Annotated in this window: 14 protein-coding genes; 8 read left to right on the forward strand and 6 right to left on the reverse strand. The window is 75.8% G+C overall.

The genetic code is table 11. From position 1 onward, the window contains the following. Positions 1 to 285: 285 nt before the first annotated feature. Together AB0469_RS21315 and AB0469_RS21320 are read right to left on the reverse strand one after the other, a co-directional pair. Positions 286 to 1098, reverse strand: coding sequence for a TetR family transcriptional regulator (locus AB0469_RS21315; RefSeq protein ID WP_366452980.1), 813 nt, complete (start codon positions 1096 to 1098; stop codon positions 286 to 288). Positions 1099 to 1261: 163 nt separating this feature from the next. Next, entirely contained in the window at positions 1262 to 3064 is a 1803-nt protein-coding gene (locus AB0469_RS21320) for a 3-hydroxybutyryl-CoA dehydrogenase (protein WP_366452981.1), read from the reverse strand. A gap of 476 nt (positions 3065 to 3540) precedes the next feature. Here AB0469_RS21320 and AB0469_RS21325 point away from each other — a divergent pair, with 476 nt between their 5' ends. Further along, positions 3541 to 4110 carry an adenylosuccinate lyase gene (locus tag AB0469_RS21325; RefSeq protein WP_366452982.1) on the forward strand — a complete coding sequence of 190 codons (570 nt, stop codon included), beginning with the start codon at positions 3541 to 3543 and terminating at the stop codon, positions 4108 to 4110. 36 nt (positions 4111 to 4146) lie between these two features. Here the strand turns inward: AB0469_RS21325 and AB0469_RS21330 are convergent, their stop codons facing one another. Together AB0469_RS21330 and AB0469_RS21335 are read right to left on the reverse strand one after the other, a co-directional pair. After that, entirely contained in the window at positions 4147 to 4590 is a 444-nt protein-coding gene (locus AB0469_RS21330) for a RidA family protein (RefSeq protein ID WP_366452983.1), read from the reverse strand. Positions 4591 to 4613: 23 nt separating this feature from the next. Continuing rightward, the gene (locus tag AB0469_RS21335) at positions 4614 to 6209 is read right to left on the reverse strand and encodes an alpha/beta hydrolase (protein WP_366452984.1); all 1596 of its coding nucleotides are present in this window, start codon (positions 6207 to 6209) and stop codon (positions 4614 to 4616) included. A gap of 366 nt (positions 6210 to 6575) precedes the next feature. On the opposite strand from AB0469_RS21335, the gene AB0469_RS21340 reads away from it, so the two are divergent. The 4 genes from AB0469_RS21340 (at position 6576) to AB0469_RS21355 (ending at position 11606) form a co-directional block, all read left to right on the forward strand. Then, a complete protein-coding gene (locus AB0469_RS21340) occupies positions 6576 to 7019 on the forward strand; it encodes an SRPBCC family protein (protein ID WP_042813038.1) in 444 nt (147 codons plus the stop codon). Between the two features lie 214 nt (positions 7020 to 7233). Beyond that, a complete protein-coding gene (locus AB0469_RS21345; RefSeq protein ID WP_366452985.1) occupies positions 7234 to 8067 on the forward strand; it encodes a M55 family metallopeptidase in 834 nt (277 codons plus the stop codon). Continuing rightward, complete coding sequence (locus AB0469_RS21350) at positions 8060 to 9529, forward strand: M20/M25/M40 family metallo-hydrolase (protein WP_366452986.1); 1470 nt, start codon at positions 8060 to 8062, stop codon at positions 9527 to 9529. The genes AB0469_RS21345 and AB0469_RS21350 overlap by 8 nt, the downstream gene beginning before the upstream one ends. Before the next feature lie 13 nt (positions 9530 to 9542). Beyond that, positions 9543 to 11606, forward strand: coding sequence for a prolyl oligopeptidase family serine peptidase (locus AB0469_RS21355; protein ID WP_366452987.1), 2064 nt, complete (start codon positions 9543 to 9545; stop codon positions 11604 to 11606). Between the two features lie 25 nt (positions 11607 to 11631). Here the strand turns inward: AB0469_RS21355 and AB0469_RS21360 are convergent, their stop codons facing one another. Then, positions 11632 to 12354 (reverse strand): hypothetical protein, encoded by a 723-nt coding sequence (locus tag AB0469_RS21360; RefSeq protein ID WP_366452988.1) that lies wholly within the window; start codon positions 12352 to 12354, stop codon positions 11632 to 11634. Positions 12355 to 12380: 26 nt separating this feature from the next. On the opposite strand from AB0469_RS21360, the gene AB0469_RS21365 reads away from it, so the two are divergent. Both AB0469_RS21365 and AB0469_RS21370 read left to right on the forward strand, forming a co-directional pair. Continuing rightward, positions 12381 to 12929: a GNAT family N-acetyltransferase gene (locus AB0469_RS21365; protein WP_366452989.1), complete on the forward strand. Its 549-nt coding sequence runs from the start codon at positions 12381 to 12383 to the stop codon at positions 12927 to 12929. A gap of 161 nt (positions 12930 to 13090) precedes the next feature. Then, the gene (locus tag AB0469_RS21370) at positions 13091 to 15079 is read left to right on the forward strand and encodes a DUF5107 domain-containing protein (RefSeq protein WP_366452990.1); all 1989 of its coding nucleotides are present in this window, start codon (positions 13091 to 13093) and stop codon (positions 15077 to 15079) included. An 88-nt stretch (positions 15080 to 15167) separates the two neighbouring features. Here AB0469_RS21370 and AB0469_RS21375 read toward each other — a convergent pair whose 3' ends face one another. Then, a complete protein-coding gene (locus AB0469_RS21375; RefSeq protein ID WP_366452991.1) occupies positions 15168 to 16013 on the reverse strand; it encodes a methyltransferase domain-containing protein in 846 nt (281 codons plus the stop codon). Between the two features lie 209 nt (positions 16014 to 16222). Here AB0469_RS21375 and AB0469_RS21380 point away from each other — a divergent pair, with 209 nt between their 5' ends. Then, positions 16223 to 16795, forward strand: coding sequence for a TIGR03086 family metal-binding protein (locus AB0469_RS21380; RefSeq protein ID WP_366452992.1), 573 nt, complete (start codon positions 16223 to 16225; stop codon positions 16793 to 16795). Positions 16796 to 16862 lie beyond the last annotated feature (67 nt).

Raw genomic sequence — 16862 nt, forward strand, 5'->3', positions numbered from 1 at the left:
GGCGGGCGGGGGCCTGGTGACGCAGGCATCCGGGGCGCGTTCCGTGCCGAGTGGGCGTGGACCGCGGGGACGTCCGGACGCATTCAACGTATGGCACCCCGTGTCACTCGGCAAGGCACTGCGTGCCAAAACTTTCTCTCATTTGCCCATTGACCTGCACAGATGAGCGATGATCGATCAGAGTTACCCGCGAGTAGGGGCAACTTGGACAAACGAGAGCGGCCGCTCCCTGAACGGGAGCGGCCGCTGTGACGAGGGTCGCTTTTCGATGCCGAGGAGGTCGGCCTACTTGTTCTTGAGCGCTTCTTCGATGGTCCGCATGACTTCGTCGAGCGGGGCGTCGGTCCGGGCCACCGCGACGAGCACCTCGCCCTCGGTGCGCACCGCCGCCTGCGGGGCCGCCCCGCTGCCCGCGGTGCGGCCGGCCCCGATCCCGGAGCCGAAGGTCCTGCGGACGATCGCGAAGGCGTGGTCCAGCTCCGCCTCCACGTCGCCCTGCCCGCCGGCCCGCAGCCAGCGCCGCAGCACGTGGTTGTGGGCGGTCACCACCGCCGAGGCGGCCACCTCCGCCAGCAGCGGGTCGTCGTTGCCGTCGTGGTGGTCGGTCTCGTCGAAGTGGGCCAGCAGGTAGCGGGTGAACAGCCGCTCGTAGCGGGCCACCGAGGCGATCTCCCGCTCCCGCAGCGCCGGCACCTCGCGGGTGAGCCGGTAGCGCTCCACCGAGACCGCCGGCGAGGCGGCGTACATCTTCATGACTTCCTTGATCCCCCGGCACACCGTGTCGAGCGGGTGCTCGTGCGCCGGGGCCACGTCCAGGACCGCCTCGGCGCGGGTCAGGGTGTCGTCGTGGTCCGGGAAGATCGCCTCTTCCTTGGAGCGGAAGTGCCGGAAGAAGGTCCGGCGCGCCACCCCGGCCGCCGCGGCGATCTCGTCGACCGTCGTGGCCTCGTACCCCTTCGTCGCGAACAGCTCCATGGCCGCCGCGGCGAGCTCGCGGCGCATCTTCAGGCGCTGGGCTGCCGCCCGGGTGCCCGCCGTCCCCTCCGGGGCGTCGGAGGCCGAGGCGGAACGGGACGAGGTCTTGGCGGGCTGGGACATAGAGCGAAAGTACTTCATCCGCGCGGGCGCGCGCGCCGGAGGGGGGTCGGAGGGGGGTGGATGCGGGGGAGGGCCCGCACTGGGCTCGGGAGGGTGTGTCCGCCGTGAGGGTCCGGCGGACCCGAGCAGCCCTCCCCACGCATCCTGCTCAGGGCCCGTCGGGTTACCGGCGGGCGTACTCACGGAAACCGCGGCCGGTCTTCCGGCCCAGGCAGCCCGCCGCGACCAGGTGCTCCAGCAGCGGGGACGGGGCCAGGCCCGGGTCGCGGAACTCCCGGTGGAGCACCTTCTCGATGGCCAGGGACACGTCCAGGCCGACCACGTCGAGGAGCTCGAAGGGCCCCATCGGGTAGCCGCCGCCCAGCTTCATCGCGGCGTCGATGTCGTCGAGGCTGGCGTAGTGCTGCTCGACCATCTTGACCGCGTTGTTCAGGTACGGGAACAGCAGCGCGTTCACGATGAACCCCGCCCGGTCCCCGCAGTCCACCGCGTGCTTGCGGACCTTCCCGCAGACCTCGCGGACGGTGGCGTGCACGTCGTCGGCCGTCAGCACGGTCCGGACCACCTCGACCAGCTTCATGGCCGGCGCCGGGTTGAAGAAGTGCATGCCGATCACGTCCTGCGGCCGCTCGGTCGCCCGCGCCACGGCGATCACCGGCAGCGAGGAGGTCGTGGTGGCCAGCACCGCACCCGGCTTGCAGACCTTGTCCAGGCCGGCGAAGAGCTGCTGCTTGACCTCGAGGTCCTCGGCGACGGCCTCCACGGCCAGGTCCACCTCGGCGAAGGCCTCCAGCGAGCCGGCCGGGGTGACCAGGGCGAGGGTCTGCGCGGCGGCCTCCTCGCTCAGGCGGCCCCTGGACACCGCACGGTCCAGGGACTTCCCGATCGCGGCCTTCGCGGCCTCGGCCTTCTCCTGGCTGCGGGCGGCCAGCACCACCGGGTAGCCGGCCTGCGCGAAGACCTGGGCGATACCGCTCGCCATGGTCCCGGAACCGGCCACGCCGACGGAGTGCACCGGGCGGCCCGCGCCCAGCAGGGACCCGTCGAGCGGCGTCTGGAGGTCGCGGACCACCACGGAGCTGCCCGGGGCCTCGTACGTGTAGAAGCCGCGGCCGGCCTTCTGCCCGGTCAGGCCGGCCTCCACGAGGTGGCCCAGGATCGGGGCCGGAGCGTGCAGGCGGTCGCCGGAGGAGGCGTACATGGCCTCCAGCACCGTGCGCGCGGTGTCCACGCCGACCAGGTCGAGCAGGGCGAGCGGGCCCATCGGCAGGCCGCAGCCCAGCTTCATCGCCGCGTCGATGTCCTCGCGGGAGGCGTACTTGGCCTCGTACATCGCGGCGGCCTGGTTGAGGTAGCCGAAGAGCAGGCCGTCGGCGACGAAGCCGGGCCGGTCGCCGACCGCGACGGGCTCCTTGCCGAGCTCCCGGGCCAGGGCGGTGACCGCCTCGACGGCCGGCGGCGAGGTCAGGACGCTGGAGACGATCTCGACGAGCTTCATCGCCGGGGCCGGGTTGAAGAAGTGCAGGCCCAGGACGCGCTCGGGGCGCAGGGACTCGGCGGCGAGCCGGGTCACCGACAGGGCGTTGGTGCCGGTGGCCAGCACGGTGTCGGGGCGGACGATCGCGTCCAGCTCCCCGAACACCCGGTGCTTGAGGTCGTAGTCCTCCGGGACCACCTCGATGACCAGGTCGGCGTCGGCGGCGGCGGAGAGCTCGGTGGAGGTGCGGAAGCGGGCGAGGACCTCCTCGCGCTCCTCTTCGGTGAGCTTCCGCTTGGCCACCGAGCGCGCCGTGGCGGCCGCGAGGGCCCCGACGGCCCGGCGGGCGGCCGCCTCGCTGACGTCGATGCCGACGACCTCGCGGCCGGTCCGGGCGAGGACCTCGGCGATGCCGGTGCCCATGGTGCCGAGGCCGACGACGGCGATCGTGCGGAGGGAGGAGGGACTGGACGTGGACGGAAGGTCCATCGCGGGACTCCAGTGGAATGAGGGTGACGACTGGGAAGCGCGCGGCGCACGGTGCGCGCGGAGGTGCCGTACGGCGGAGCGGTGCGGGAGCGTGCGGGAACGCGGTGCGGGACGCCGTGCGCGGAGCCGTGCGTCGACGCGGTGCGTGGAGGGCCGTACGAGCGGGCCGTACGGACGGGCCCGGCGTGCCCGCGCCCGGGAGAACGGGCGCTGCGGACCTGGACGGCGCGACCCTGTCCCGGGGTCCTGCCGTGCGTACGGGTGGTGCGTGAACCGACTGGCACGGGGCGGCTGCGTCACCAGGCCGGTCCCGTGCGTGTGGGAACGACATTAACCCCGCAGTAACTGGCGCGCCAGAGCGCGGAGATGTGAGCTGTACCGCCCAAATGTACCGATCATCGATGATCGATCAGGCGGGTGGGCGGAACTGCCCCGAACCCGGCGCGGCGCGGCCCGCGGAGCCCTAGGGTGGCCGCGTGAACGAGGTACTGGAGCGCCTGCGGGCGGAGGCGGACGGGTCGCCCGCGTACGAGGCGCTGCTGGCGGCCGGCCCCGACGGGCTGGCCGCCTCGCTGACATCGGCCGGGCAGCCCCTGTGGGCCCGCGAACTGGCGGCGTACCGGCTGGGCATGGCGCGGGACCGGCGGGCCTTCGAACCCCTGGTCCTGCTGCTCAACCACCGCGACCCCGCGCGCTGCGAGGCCGCCGCGCAGGCGCTCGGCGTGCTCGGCGACCCGCGCACCGCCCGCGCCGCCGCGGCGCTCGCCACCAACACCCTGCGCACCGCCTACGCCCTGCACCCGGTCCGGCTGCTGGCCGCGCTGCGGGCGCCCGAGTCGGCCCCGGCCCTGATCTCGACCCTGTCGCGGCTCCTGGCCCCGCACGACCCGTACTGGCGGATCGCCCTGGCCTGCGTGGAGGGGCTGGGCGTCCTGGCCGACGCCCGCGCCCGCGACGTCCTGGTCCGCGCCCAGGCCCACCCCCGCCTCGCCCTGGCGGCCACGGACGCCCTGAACCGACTCCGGACCCGGCACCCGGACGCCTGAGCCCGGACCCCGGGGCACCCGGGACGCGCGGGGCCCTCAGCAGGCCGCCGGGACGATCGCGAAGGCCTCGACCTCCAGGAGCAGCTCCGGGCGGAAGAGGGCCGCGACCTGCACGGCCGAGGAGGCCGGCAGCAGGTGCGGGGCGATGGCCTCGTCGCGGGCCGCCCGCACCGCCGGGAGGTGGGCCACGTCCGTGACGAAGTACGTCAGCTTCACCACGTCCTCGAAGCCCGCGCCCGCCGCCGCCAGGCACCGGCGCAGGTTCTCGAACACCTGGCGGGCCTGGGCGGCGGGATCGCCCTCGCCCACCACCTCCCCCTTCTCGTCGAGGGCGCACTGCCCCGAGACGGCCACGAACCGCCCGGTGCCCCAGACGACGTGGCTGTACCCGGTGCCCGGGGCGACGCCCTCCGGCGCGGCGATCCGGGTGAGGTGGCGGCCGCCGCCGTGCGCGGTGGAGGAAGGAGGAGGTGTGGTCATGGGGCGATCCTGCCCGCCCGGGCTCAGCCGCGGAAGCCCAGCAGTCCGTGCAGGGCCGCGCCGCCCGCCGAGGCCGGGACCGCGCGCGTCGCCGTCGTCGGCTTCGGGGCGGGTTGCGCCGGGCAGGTGGCGTCGGACGCCTGACCCGTCCTCAGATAGCCGGCGAGCTTCTCGTCGAGGCACTTGTTGCCGCTCAGCGCGATGCCGTGGTTGCCCCCGCCCTCCTCCACCACCAGCGCCGAGCCCGCCAGCCGGTGCCGCATGGTCACCGCGCCCTCGTACGGGGTCGCCGCATCCTCCGTCGCCTGGAACAGCAGCGCCCCGGGCAGCTCCGTGTTCGTCACGTCAGGGGCCCGCAGCGGCTCCGTCGGCCAGAACGCGCACGGCGCGTTGTACCAGGCGTTGTTCCAGGTCATGAAGGGCGCCTTCGCGTGGGTGCGCCACATGTCCGCCCGCCACCGGTTCCAGTCCTTCGGCCATGCCGAGTCCCGGCACTGCACCGCCGTGTACACGCTGTAGGAGTTGCCCGCCGACGGCTCCACCGCCCCGAACCGCTCGTACGCCGCCACCAGGGGTTTGGGGTCCTGCTTCACCGCGTACGCCGCGAAGGCCTCGGCCAGGTGCGGCCAGTAGCCGTTGTAGTAGCCGCCCGGCATGTACGTGTCCTCCAGCTCGGCCGGCCCCACCTTCCCGCCGGCGGGCGCCCCGCGCAGGGCCTCGCGCATCTCGTACCAGCGCCGCTCGACGCCGGCCGGGTCGCCGCCCAGGTGGTAGGTGGAGTCGTACTGGGCCACCCAGGCCAGGAACGCCTTGTGGCGGGCGTCGAAGGCCTGGTCCTGGGCCAGGTTGTCCTCGTACCAGACCCCGCCCGGGTCGACCACGGAGTCCAGCACCAGCCGGTGCACCCGCCCCGGGTACAGCTTGGCGTACACCGCGCCCAGGTAGGTGCCGTAGGAGTAGCCGAAGTAGCTGACCTTCGGCGCGCCCAGGGCGGTGCGCAGCACCTCCAGGTCGCGGGCGGCCGAGACGGTGCCGATGTACGGGAGCACGTCCGCGTGCTTCGCCTGGCAGGACTCGGCGAAGGACCGCACCCGCTCCAGGTTCGCCTGCTCGGTCGCCGCGTCCAGCGGCACGGAGTCCGGCCGCACGGGCTTGAAGTGGCCCGCCCCGCAGTCCAGGGCGGGTTCGCTCTTGCCCACGCCCCGCGGGTCGAAGCCGATCACGTCGTACTGGGCCGCCACGTCCTTGGGCAGGGCCGAGGCGACGAACCCGGCCAGGGCGCGGCCGCTGCCGCCCGGACCGCCGGGGTTGACCAGCAGCGGGCCCTGGGAGGCGGAGGCGGTGTGCGGGACCCGGGTCAGGGCCAGGGAGATCTGCCGCCCGGCGGGCCGCTCGTGGTCGAGGGGGACCCTGAGGGAGGCGCACTGCAGCGTCGGGTAGCGGGGGGTCGCGCAGCCGGTCCAGCGCAGGCCGGCGGCGGCCGGGGCCGGCGCCGGAGCCGGGGCGGCGGTGACGGGGCTCGCGAGTCCGGCGGCGACCGTGGAGATCGCCAGCAGCAGGGCGGCGCGCCTCTTCGCGGGGCCGCGCTGCTTCGCGGGGTGCGGTACGGGGTGGAGCATGGGGCCTCCCAGCCGAGGGGTCTGGGCCGAATCGTCCCGGAAACCGCGCCCGGAATACGGGAATCGGGCTGCCCATTGGCCCGATGTGATGACCCCTCGGGCGGCGTCCGGGTCACGGGCCGGGCGTCCGGGGCCGCGGGGGAGCCCGAACGGATCGGTGCGGCCGGGGCCGGCGGCGGCCCGGCGCGGCCGCGCCCCGCCCCGCCCGGAGCCGCAGATGGAGTACCGCGGGTGTCACGCGGGGGCCGCCCGGCCACCCGGGCCGCCCGCCGGCCCGTGCCGGCGCCCGCACCCCGGATTTGGGCGGCCGCCCCCGAGGTGGTTGGCTTGCCGCGAAGAACGGACACAACTGCTGGAGGAACAGCTATGGCGCAGGTCGAGGCCACCACGGAGCGCATCATCGGGGCCGACGCGGAGACCGTCTTCGACGCGCTGGCGGACTACACCGGCACCCGGGGCAAGCTGCTCCCCGAGCACTTCAGCGAGTACGAGGTGCGCGAGGGCGGCGACGGCGAGGGCACCCTGGTCCACTGGAAGCTCCAGGCCACCAGCAAGCGCGTCCGGGACTGCCTGCTGGAGGTCACCGAGCCCACGGACGGCCAGCTCGTGGAGAAGGACCGCAACTCCTCCATGGTCACCACCTGGACCGTGACCCCGGCCGGCGAGGGCAAGTCCAAGGCCGTCGTCAGCACCGTCTGGAACGGCGCGGGCGGCATCGGCGGCTTCTTCGAGCGCACCTTCGCGCCCAAGGGCCTCGGCCGCATCTACGACACCGTCCTCGACAACCTGGCCCGGGAAGTCGAGGCCTGACCGCCGCCGCCGGCCGCCGTCAGGACGGCTCCCCGCGGCCGGCTCACCGGTTCGGGTGGAATTCCCGCACCCGCGGGGGACGTACCCGGCGCCCCGGCCGCACGCGCGCCGGGCCCGCAGCCCGCGCCCGCACGGTCCGGGCGTGGCCCCGGGGCGGGTGCGCGGCCGGGCCGCTAGGGTGGGGCCCCTGTCGAAGCGACCCACCGGGGGCCCGATGAAGATCCTCATCTCCGCCGACATGGAAGGCGCCACCGGCGTCACCTGGCCCGCCGACGTGCTCCCCGGAACCCCTCAATGGGAGCGCTGCCGGGGCATGTTCACCTCCGACGTGAACGCCGCCGTACTCGGCTTCCACGACGGCGGCGCCGACCGGGTCCTCATCAACGAGGCCCACTGGACCATGCGCAACCTGCTGCTGGAGAAGCTCGACGCCCGCGCCGAGATGATCACCGGCCGGCACAAGTCCCTCTCCATGGTCGAGGGCGTCCAGCACGGGGACGTGGACGGCGTCGCCTTCGTCGGCTACCACACCGGCGCCGGCGCCGAGGGCGTCCTCGCCCACACCTACCTCGCCAACTCCCTCACCGGCGTCTGGCTCGACGGCCTCCGCGCCAGCGAGGGCGTGCTCAACGCCCATGTCGTCGCCGAGTACGGGGTCCCCGTCATCCTCGTCACAGGCGACGACCTGACCTGCGCCGACGCCGCCGGCTACGCCCCGGACGCGCGCACCGTCGCCGTCAAGGACCACGTCTCGCGCTACGCGGCCGTCTGCCGCACCCCGGCCCGTACCGCCGCCGACATCCGCGCGGCGGCCACCGAGGCGGTGAAGCTCGCCGTCCGGCACGAGCCGGTGCGCGGCGGGCCGCACACGATGGAAGTGGAGTTCGACGCCGAGCACCTGTCGATGGCAGCCACCGTCGTCCCGGGCGTCGAACGGACCGGCGAGCGCAGGATCGCCTACACCAGCGGGACCATGTACGAGGCGATCCGCACCTTCAAAGCGGTCACCACGGTCGTCTCGGCGGCTCTGGAGGAGCAGTATGGCTGACATGGAACGGGTGGACTGCGGCCCCGGCACGGCGGGACCCCACGGCACGGCCCCCGGCGCGACGGCCCTGCGCGCGGCCGGCCCCGACGGGATCCCCGCCGACCGCGCGGCGGTCCTCGGCGGGGCCCCGGCCCCGGTCGGGGCGGCGCTCGACGCGGCCGCCTTCGACGAGGTGGTCGAGTTCACCTCCGGGCTCATCCGCATCGACACGAGCAACCGGGGCGGCGGCGACTGCCGGGAACGCCCCGCCGCCGAGTACGCCGCCGAACGCCTCGCCGCCGCGGGCCTGCACCCCGTCCTCCTGGAGCGCACTCCCGGCCGCACCAACGTGGTGGCCCGCCTGGAGGGCACCGATCCCTCCGCGCCCGCCCTCCTCGTCCACGGCCACCTCGACGTGGTCCCCGCCGAGGCCGCCGACTGGAGCGCGGACCCCTTCTCCGGCGAGGTCCGCGACGGGGTGGTCTGGGGCCGCGGGGCCGTCGACATGAAGAACATGGACGCGATGGTGCTGGCCGTCGTACGGGCCTGGGCGCGCACCGGCACCCGGCCGCGCCGTGACGTCGTCATCGCGTTCACCGCCGACGAGGAGGACAGCGCCGTCGACGGCTCCGGCTACCTCGCCGACCGCCACCCGCACCTCTTCGAGGGCTGTACGGAGGGCCTGAGCGAGTCCGGCGCCTTCACCCTGCACACGGGGGCCGGACGGCCCCTCTACCCCATCGCCGCCGGCGAACGCGGCACCGCCTGGCTGAAACTGACCGCGCACGGCCGCACCGGGCACGGCTCCAAACCCAACCGGGCCAACGCCGTCACCCGGCTCGCCGCCGCCGTCGCCCGCATCGGCGCCCACGAGTGGCCGGTCCGCCTCACCGGCACCGTCGCCGCCTGTATCGGCGAACTCGCCGCCCTCCAGGGCCTGTCCGGCGACCCCCGCGCCCCCGGCTTCGACCTCGACGCCGTCCTCGACGCCCTCGGCCCGACCGCCGCCCTCGTCGAGGCCACCCTGCGCAACAGCGCCAACCCGACCATGCTCAGCGCCGGCTACAAGCTCAACGTGGTCCCCGGACACGCCACCGCGTACGTCGACGGACGCACCCTGCCCGGCGGCGAGGCCGAGTTCGCCGCCGTCCTCGACGAGCTCACCGGCCCCGACGTGGACTGGGAGTACCACCACCGGGAGGTCGCCCTCGAAGCCCCGGTGGACGGGCCGACGTACGCGGTCCTGCGCGAGGCCGTCGAGCACTTCGACCCCGAGGGGCGCGCCGTGCCCTTCTGCATGGCGGGCGGCACCGACGCCAAGCAGTTCTCCCGCCTGGGCATCACCGGCTACGGCTACTCCCCGCTCAGGCTTCCGCCCGGCTTCGACTACTGGTCCCTCTTCCACGGCGTGGACGAACGGGTCCCCGTCGACGCCCTGCACTTCGGCGTCCGCGTCCTGGACCGCGCGCTGCGGAACCTGTGATGGGGGCCCGGTGATGGCGGCGGCCGCCGCCTGCGCCCCCTACGGCAGCTGGCCCTCCCCGCTCGCCGCCGCACACGCGGCCGCCCACGACGGACGGCCCGAGTACGTCGGCACCATCGGCCCCGAGGTCTGGTGGACCGAACCCCGCCCCGAGGAGGGCGGGCGCCGCACCCTGGTCCGCCGGCCCGCCGACGGCGGCCCCGCCCGGCCGGTGCTGCCCGCCCCCTGGAACGTGCGCAGCCGGCTCACCGAGTACGGCGGCCTGCCCTGGGCGGGCGCGGAACGGGCCGACGGCGGGCCGCTGGTGGTGTTCGTCCACCACGCCGACCAGCGGCTGTACGCCTACGAGCCCGACGCCCCCGGCGCGCCCCCGCCCCGCCCGCTCACCCCCGTCTCGCCGACCGGCGGCGGGCTGCGCTGGGCCGACCCGGTGCTGCGAGCCGGCGAAGTCTGGTGCGTGCTGGAGGAGTTCACCGGCCCCGCCCCGGGCGACGTGCGGCGCGTCGCGGCCGCCGTCCCGCTGGACGGCTCCGCCGCCGGCGACCGGGCCGCCGTACGGGAGCTCACCGACGACCGGCACCGCTTCCGCACCGGGCCGAAGCCCTCCCCCGACGGGCGCAGCGCCGCCTGGCTGGTGTGGGACCACCCCCGGATGCCCTGGGACGGCACGGAGCTCCAGCTCGCCGACGTCCGACCCGACGGGACCCTCGGCACGCCCCGCACGGTGCTCGGCGGGCCGGACGAGGCCGTGGCCCAGGTGGCGTGGGCGGCGGACGGGAGCCTGCTCGCGGTGAGCGACCGCAGCGGCTGGTGGAACCCGTACCGGGTGGACGCGGACGGCGGCGGGGCCGTCAACCTGTGCCCCCGCGAGGAGGAGTTCGGCGGCCCCCTGTGGAAGCCGGGGCTGACCTGGATGGCGCCGCTGCCCGGGGGCGCTCCCCCGGCCGCCGCCGGGGGGACCCCCGCCCAGGCCGAAGGCTCCGGGGGAGGCCCGCTGGCCGTCCTGCACGGCCGGGGCTCCTGCGTCCTGGGCGTCCTGGACCCCGACAGCGGGGACCTGGTGGACGCCGCCGGCCCCTGGACGGCCTGGCAGCCGGGCCTCGCCGTCAGCGGCAGCCGCGTCTACGGGGTCGCCGCCAGCCCGCGCAGCGCCTACGAGGTCGTCGAACTGGACACGGCCACCGGACGCGCCCGGGTGGTCGGCGCCCGGGCCGAGGACCCCGTGGACCCGTCGTACTACCCCGAGCCGCAGAGCCGGACCTTCCCCGGCCCCGGCGGCCGCGAGATCCACGCCCACGTCTACCCGCCCCACCACCCCGCCCTGCGGGCGCCCGCCGAGGAGCTGCCCCCGTACGTGGTGTGGGCGCACGGCGGGCCCACCGACCACGTGCCGCCCGTACTGGACCTGCACATCGCCTACTTCACCTCGCGGGGCATCGGCGTCGTCGAGGTCAACTACGGCGGCTCCACCGGCTACGGCCGCGCCTACCGGGAGCGGCTGCGCGAGCAGTGGGGCGTGGTGGACGTCGAGGACTGCGCGGCCGTCGCCCGGGCCCTGGCCGACGAGGGCACCGCCGACCCCGGCCGGCTCGCCATCCGCGGCGGCAGCGCGGGCGGCTGGACGGCGGCCGCCTCCCTGGCCGCCACCGGCCTGTACGCCTGCGCGGCGGTCATCTACCCGGTCCTGGACCTGCGCGGCTTCGCGGCCGAGACCCACGACCTGGAGTCGCGCTACCTCGACGGCCTGGCCGGCCCGCCGCAGACCCTGGAACTGCGCTGCCGCGAACGCTCGCCGGTCTCCCGCGCCGACCGGATCACCGCCCCGTTCGTGCTCCTCCAGGGCCTGGACGACCCGGTCTGCCCGCCCGCCCAGGCGGAACGCCTCCTGGCCGCCCTGCGCACCCGCACACCGGTGGTCCCGCACGCGTACCTCACCTTCGAGGGCGAGGGCCACGGCTTCCGGCGCGCGGACACGATGGTCCGGGCCCTGGAGGCGGAACTGTCGCTGTACGCCAGGGTCTTCGGCCTGGACCGGCCCGACGTGCCACGGCTGGAGCTGCACGGGGACCGGGCCTGAGCGGGCCGGCCCGGGAGCGGTCCCGTCAGCGCGTCCGCAGCCAGACGCGCAGCGGGCCGATGGGGGTGAAGCCGGCGCGGACGGCGGTGTCGAGGTCCTCCCCGTGTTCGTAGCCCACGACCGGGAGCTCCGGCCAGTGGCGTGCGGCCGCGTCGAGGGCGGCCGCCCAGGCACCGCCGGCGCCGGCCCCGGTCCGGGCGAACACGTTCGAGACGCCCACCGCCCCGCCGCCGGTGCTGAGGACGGCCCCGGCCGTGATCCGGCCCCCGGCGCGGCCCGCCAGGAAGAGGATCCCCTCCCGCAGCAGCCCGGGGTGGAAGAGCCCCCGGCCCTCACCGTCCGACCAGGCGGCCTCCCAGGCCTCCAGCTCCCCGGGGCCCTCGACCTCGTCCCACTCCAGCGGGACGCCGGCCGGGGCGGCGGGAACCGCGGCCCCCGCCGGGCGGTGGATCCACTGCGCCTCGAACAGCACGGCGAAACCGGCCGGGGCCAGGTCGAGCGAGGCGAAGCTGTCCTTGACCGAGCAGCCGGGGCGCGCGGTGTCGACCCCGGCCAGCACGTCGGCGGCCGAGGCCCCGGGGGCGAGGGTGACGGCGTCGGGGTACAGCGGCGGAGTGCGCCGGGGGCTGCACCACACGCCGTCGCGGAAGTGGCCGGAGCGGGAAACCGCGGCGCACCACTCGGCGTTGTTGCGGGCGGCGGCGCTCAGCAGCGCGCGGGGATCCGGGTCGGTGATCACACCGGGCATGCTGCCACGGGCCGTAGCCTGGGGCGATGCCGTTTTCCACGCCCCCGTACCTGAGAGAGGGCCCGCGGGTCGGGCTGCGCCCCTTCCGGCCCGCCGACGGACCGGAGTTCACCGCCCGGGTCCGCGAGAGCCGCCGACTGCACCGGCCATGGCTGTTCCCGCCGGCCACGCTGGAGGAGTACGGGCCCTACGCCGCCGCCCTGGCCGAGGGGGAGCTCCGGGCCGGGTTCCTGGTCTGCGAGCTCGCCGGAGGGGCCATCGCGGGCTTCGTCAACGTCAACAACATCGTCCGGGGCGCCTTCCAGTGCGGGGCCCTGGGGTACGGGGCCTTCGCGCACGCCGCGGGGCGGGGGCTGCTGGGGGAGGGCCTGGACCTCGTCCTCGCCCACGCCTTCGCGGACTGCGGCCTGGGCCTGCACCGGCTGGAGGCGAACATCCAGCCGGGCAACACCGCGTCCGTCGCCCTGGTCCGCGGCCGCGGCTTCCGGCGGGAGGGCCTCTCCCCGGACTTCCTCCACGTGGCCGGAGCCTGGCGCGACCACGAGCGCTGGGCCCGCACGGCCCCGGCGGCCTGACGGCGCGCCGCCCGCCGCCCCCGGCCCCGCCCCGCCGGATCCGGACGCGTGTGCGGGCGGCCTCCCCGCGGCCCCGGTCGCGGGGGCCTTTGCGTAATCCTGACCGGTGGTGATGTGCGGAACCCCTGTGCACCGGCCGTGGCGGCGTGTTCCATTCCCCCATGGCCACCACCGTCCGACGTGTCCCACTGACCCTCCCCGCCGCCCCCCTGGGCCCCGACAACCCGCTGCCCGCCCTGCGCGCCCCCGACGGGGTCCATGACCTGGACGAGCGCTCGCGCGCCGGGCTGCCGCGCGACATGGCCCGTCAGATCGGGTACGAGCCGCTGCGCTCCCTGCTGCCCGTCCGGATCCGCGACGGGTACGGACGGCGGCGAGCGGAAAGGGAGTTCGAGGCGGTCGTCATCGACAACGGCCGGCTGCGCGCCACCGTCCTCCCCGGGCTCGGAGGGCGCGTCCACTCCCTCGTGCACCTGCCCACCGGCCGTGAACTCCTCTACCGCAACCCGGTGTTCCAGCCTGCGAACTTCGCCCTCAACGGGGCCTGGTTCTCCGGCGGTATCGAGTGGAACATCGGCGCGACCGGCCACACCGCCCTGTCCTGCGCCCCCTTGCACGCGGCCCTGGTCCCGGCGCCCGACGGAGGGGTGATGGTGCGGCTGTGGGAGTGGGAGCGGCTGCGCGACCTGCCGTTCCAGGTGGACCTGTGGCTGCCGGAGGACTCGGACTTCCTGTACGTCGGGGTCCGCGTGCGCAACCCGCACGAACGGCCCGCCGCCGTCTACTGGTGGTCCAACACCGCCGTCCCGGAGGGCTCCGGCACTCGGGTCCTCGCCCCCGCCGAGGAGGCCTGGCACTTCGGGTACGAGCGGGCGCTGCGGCGGATCCCCGTGCCGCGGTGGGAGGACGCGGACCGCACGTACCCGCTGGACAGCGCCTACCCCGCCGACTTCTTCTACGAGGTCGAGCGCGCGGCCGCCGACCGGCCCTGGATCGCCGCCCTCGACGCCGACGGGCACGGCCTGGCACAGGCCTCCACCGGGCTGCTGCGCGGGCGCAAGCTGTTCGTGTGGGGCGCGGGCTCGGGCGGCCGGCGCTGGCAGGAGTGGCTCACGGAGCCCGGCACCGGGGGCTACGCGGAGATCCAGGCCGGCCTGGCCCGTACCCAGCTGGAGCACGTACGGCTGGACGCGGGCGAGGAGTTCAGCTGGCTGGAGGCGTACGGGCCGCTGTCGGCGGAGCCGGGCGCGGTGCACGGCGACGACTGGGCGCGGGCGCGCGCGGCGGCCGGGACGGCGCTGGACGCGGCGCTGCCGCCCGGCACGCTGGACGCGGCCCACGCGGCGTGGCGGGACGGCTGCGCCGACGCCGATCCGGACGGCGGGCCGGGGGACTGGCTGGCGCGGGGGTCGGGCTGGGGCGCGCTGGAGGTGCTGCGCGGGGGCTTCGCCCTGCCCGGCACGCCGTTCCCGGAGTCCAGCCTGGAGGAGGCCCAGGAGCCGTGGCTGGCCCTGTGGCGCACCGGCGCCCACCCGTCGCCGCCGAGGGTCGTCCCGCCGGGGCCGAGCCTCGTGGCCCCGCACTGGCGGGACATGCTGGAGACCGCCCCGGCGGACCCGTTGACCGAGTACCACCTGGGCGTGGCCCAGTGGCACGCGGGCGACACGGCCCAGGCCGTACGCAGCTGGGAGCGCGGCCTGAAGCTGGCACCGTCGCGCTGGCCGCTGCTGCGGTGCCTGGCGGTGGCCGACGAGCTGGCCGGGGACCGGGAGCGGGCGGCCGACCGGTACGCGCAGGCGTTCGAGGACCTGGCGGGGGAGAGCCGCGGCGGTGACGCCTGGGCGGCGGCGGAGTCCGCGCTGGGCCGGGAGGCCATGACCGCCCTGCTGGCGGCGGGCCGGCCGGCCGGGGCGCGGGCGGTCTGGGACCGGCTGCGGCCGGCGCTGCGGGAGCAGGGCCGCTTCCGGCTGCTGGCCGCGCGGCTGCTCGCGGCGGAGGGCCACGTGGGCGCGGCCCGGCGGGTGTTCGAGGACGGCTTCGAGACGGCGGACCTGAGGGAGGGGGAGGAGACCCTGTCGGAGGTCTGGTCGACGCTGTCCGAGGCCCCGCTGCCGCCGGCGTACGACTTCCGGATGCGCCCGCCGGTGTAGGCCGCGGCCCTGCGGGGCGGGCCCGGTGGCCGCTGCACGGAGGCGTCTCCCCGCCCCGCGCAGCGGCAACGGTCCGCGGGCTACGGGGTCACGCGCGGCACAGCAGCTCGCCGTTCAGCACCGAGAACCACGCGTCGGGCGCCGTCCCCCACTCCCGCCACGCGGACGCGACCCCGTACAGCTCGCCCTCCGTCGCGTGCCTCCCGCCCACGGCCGCCTCCGCGTACGAGGAGGCCGTCGTCCGGTCCGCCCACAGCGCGGACCACCACGCCACCTCCTCCGCGGTCGCGTAGCACCAGGCCGTCGCCGACGCCCGCACCTGCGTGAACCCCGCCGCCCGGGCCCAGGACAGCAGGCGCCGCCCGGCGTCCGGTTCACCGCCGTTCGCGCGGGCCACCCGGCGGTACAGGTCCAGCCACTCGTCCAGCCCCGGCGTCGCCGGGTGCCAGGTCATCGCCGCGTAGTCCGCGTCGCGGACCGCCACGATCCCGCCCGGCCGGCACACCCGCCGCATCTCCCGCAGGGCCTGCACCGGGTCGCCGACGTGCTGCAGCACCTGGTGGGCGTGGACCACGTCGAAGGTGTCGTCCGGGAACTCCAGCGCGTGGACGTCCGCCACGGCGAACTCGACGGCATCCTCCAGCCCCCGCTCGGCCGCGTACGCGGCCGCCGCGGCCAGGACGTCCGGCGCCGCGTCGACGGCCGTGACCCGCCCGCCGGGGGCCACCAGTTCCGCCAGGTCCGCGGTGATGGTGCCCGGTCCGCAGCCCACGTCCAGCACCCGCATGCCCGGCCGCAGCTCCCCGACCAGGTAGGCGGCCGAGTTGGCGGCGGTGCGCCAGCGGTGCGAGCGCAGAACCGACTCGTGGTGGCCGTGCGTGTAGACGGCCGTCTCGTGCGCGGTCGGCTCGGGCGCCGTGTGGGCGTCGCTCATGGCGGGCTCCTCCTCGTCGTCGTCGAAGTGCTGTGATCACCGTAGGGGATCCGACCGTCATATGAGATCCGTGTTTCGACATGTGGACAGCCTCGTTGTGTTCCAAGGGGGCTGGGCGGGTCGGTGGCAGGGCGGTGCGGGGGCGAGGACAGTGGGGCCCAGGGGGCGGCGGCATGCCCGGCGCCCCATCGCCAAGGACGGTGAGGACGATGCCGGAGACGCTGCTCGAACAGCACGCCGCGGCGCTGCGGCTCTTCGGTGAGGGCGTGCGGGCCGTCGCGGACGGCCAGTGGGACGCGCCGACCCCCTGCACCCAGTGGAGCGTGCGGGACCTGGTCAACCACGTCACGGGCGAGCAGCTCTGGATCCCGCCCCTGGTCACGGAGGGCCGGTCGGTGGCCGAGGTCGGGGACGCGCTGTCCGGGGACCTCCTCGGCGCCGACCCGGCGGGGGCCTGGGAGCGGGCGGCGGCCGCCGGCCGGGCGGCCTTCGGGGCGCCCGGGGCGCTGGAGCGGACCGTCCGGCTCTCGTACGGGCCGACGCGCGGGGCGGCGTACTGCTCGGAACTGACCGCCGACTGCGTCGTCCACGCCTGGGACCTCGCGCGGGCCATCGGCGCGGACGACCGGCTGCCGGACGGGCTCGTCGAGTTCTCCCTCAAGGAGGTCATGCCGTACGCCGACAGCCTGGCGGCGAGCGGGATGTACGACGTGCCGCTGGACGTGCCGGCCGGGGCGGACGCGCAGACCAGGCTGCTGGCCCTGGTGGGGAGGCGCGGATGACCGGCGCAGAGGGCGTGGGGTGCGGACGGAAAGCGGGCAACGTGGTGAAAACAATCGTATAAAGGGC

The sequence above is a fragment of the Streptomyces sp. NPDC093801 genome, assembly GCF_040701585.1.
GTDB lineage: Bacteria > Actinomycetota > Actinomycetes > Streptomycetales > Streptomycetaceae > Streptomyces.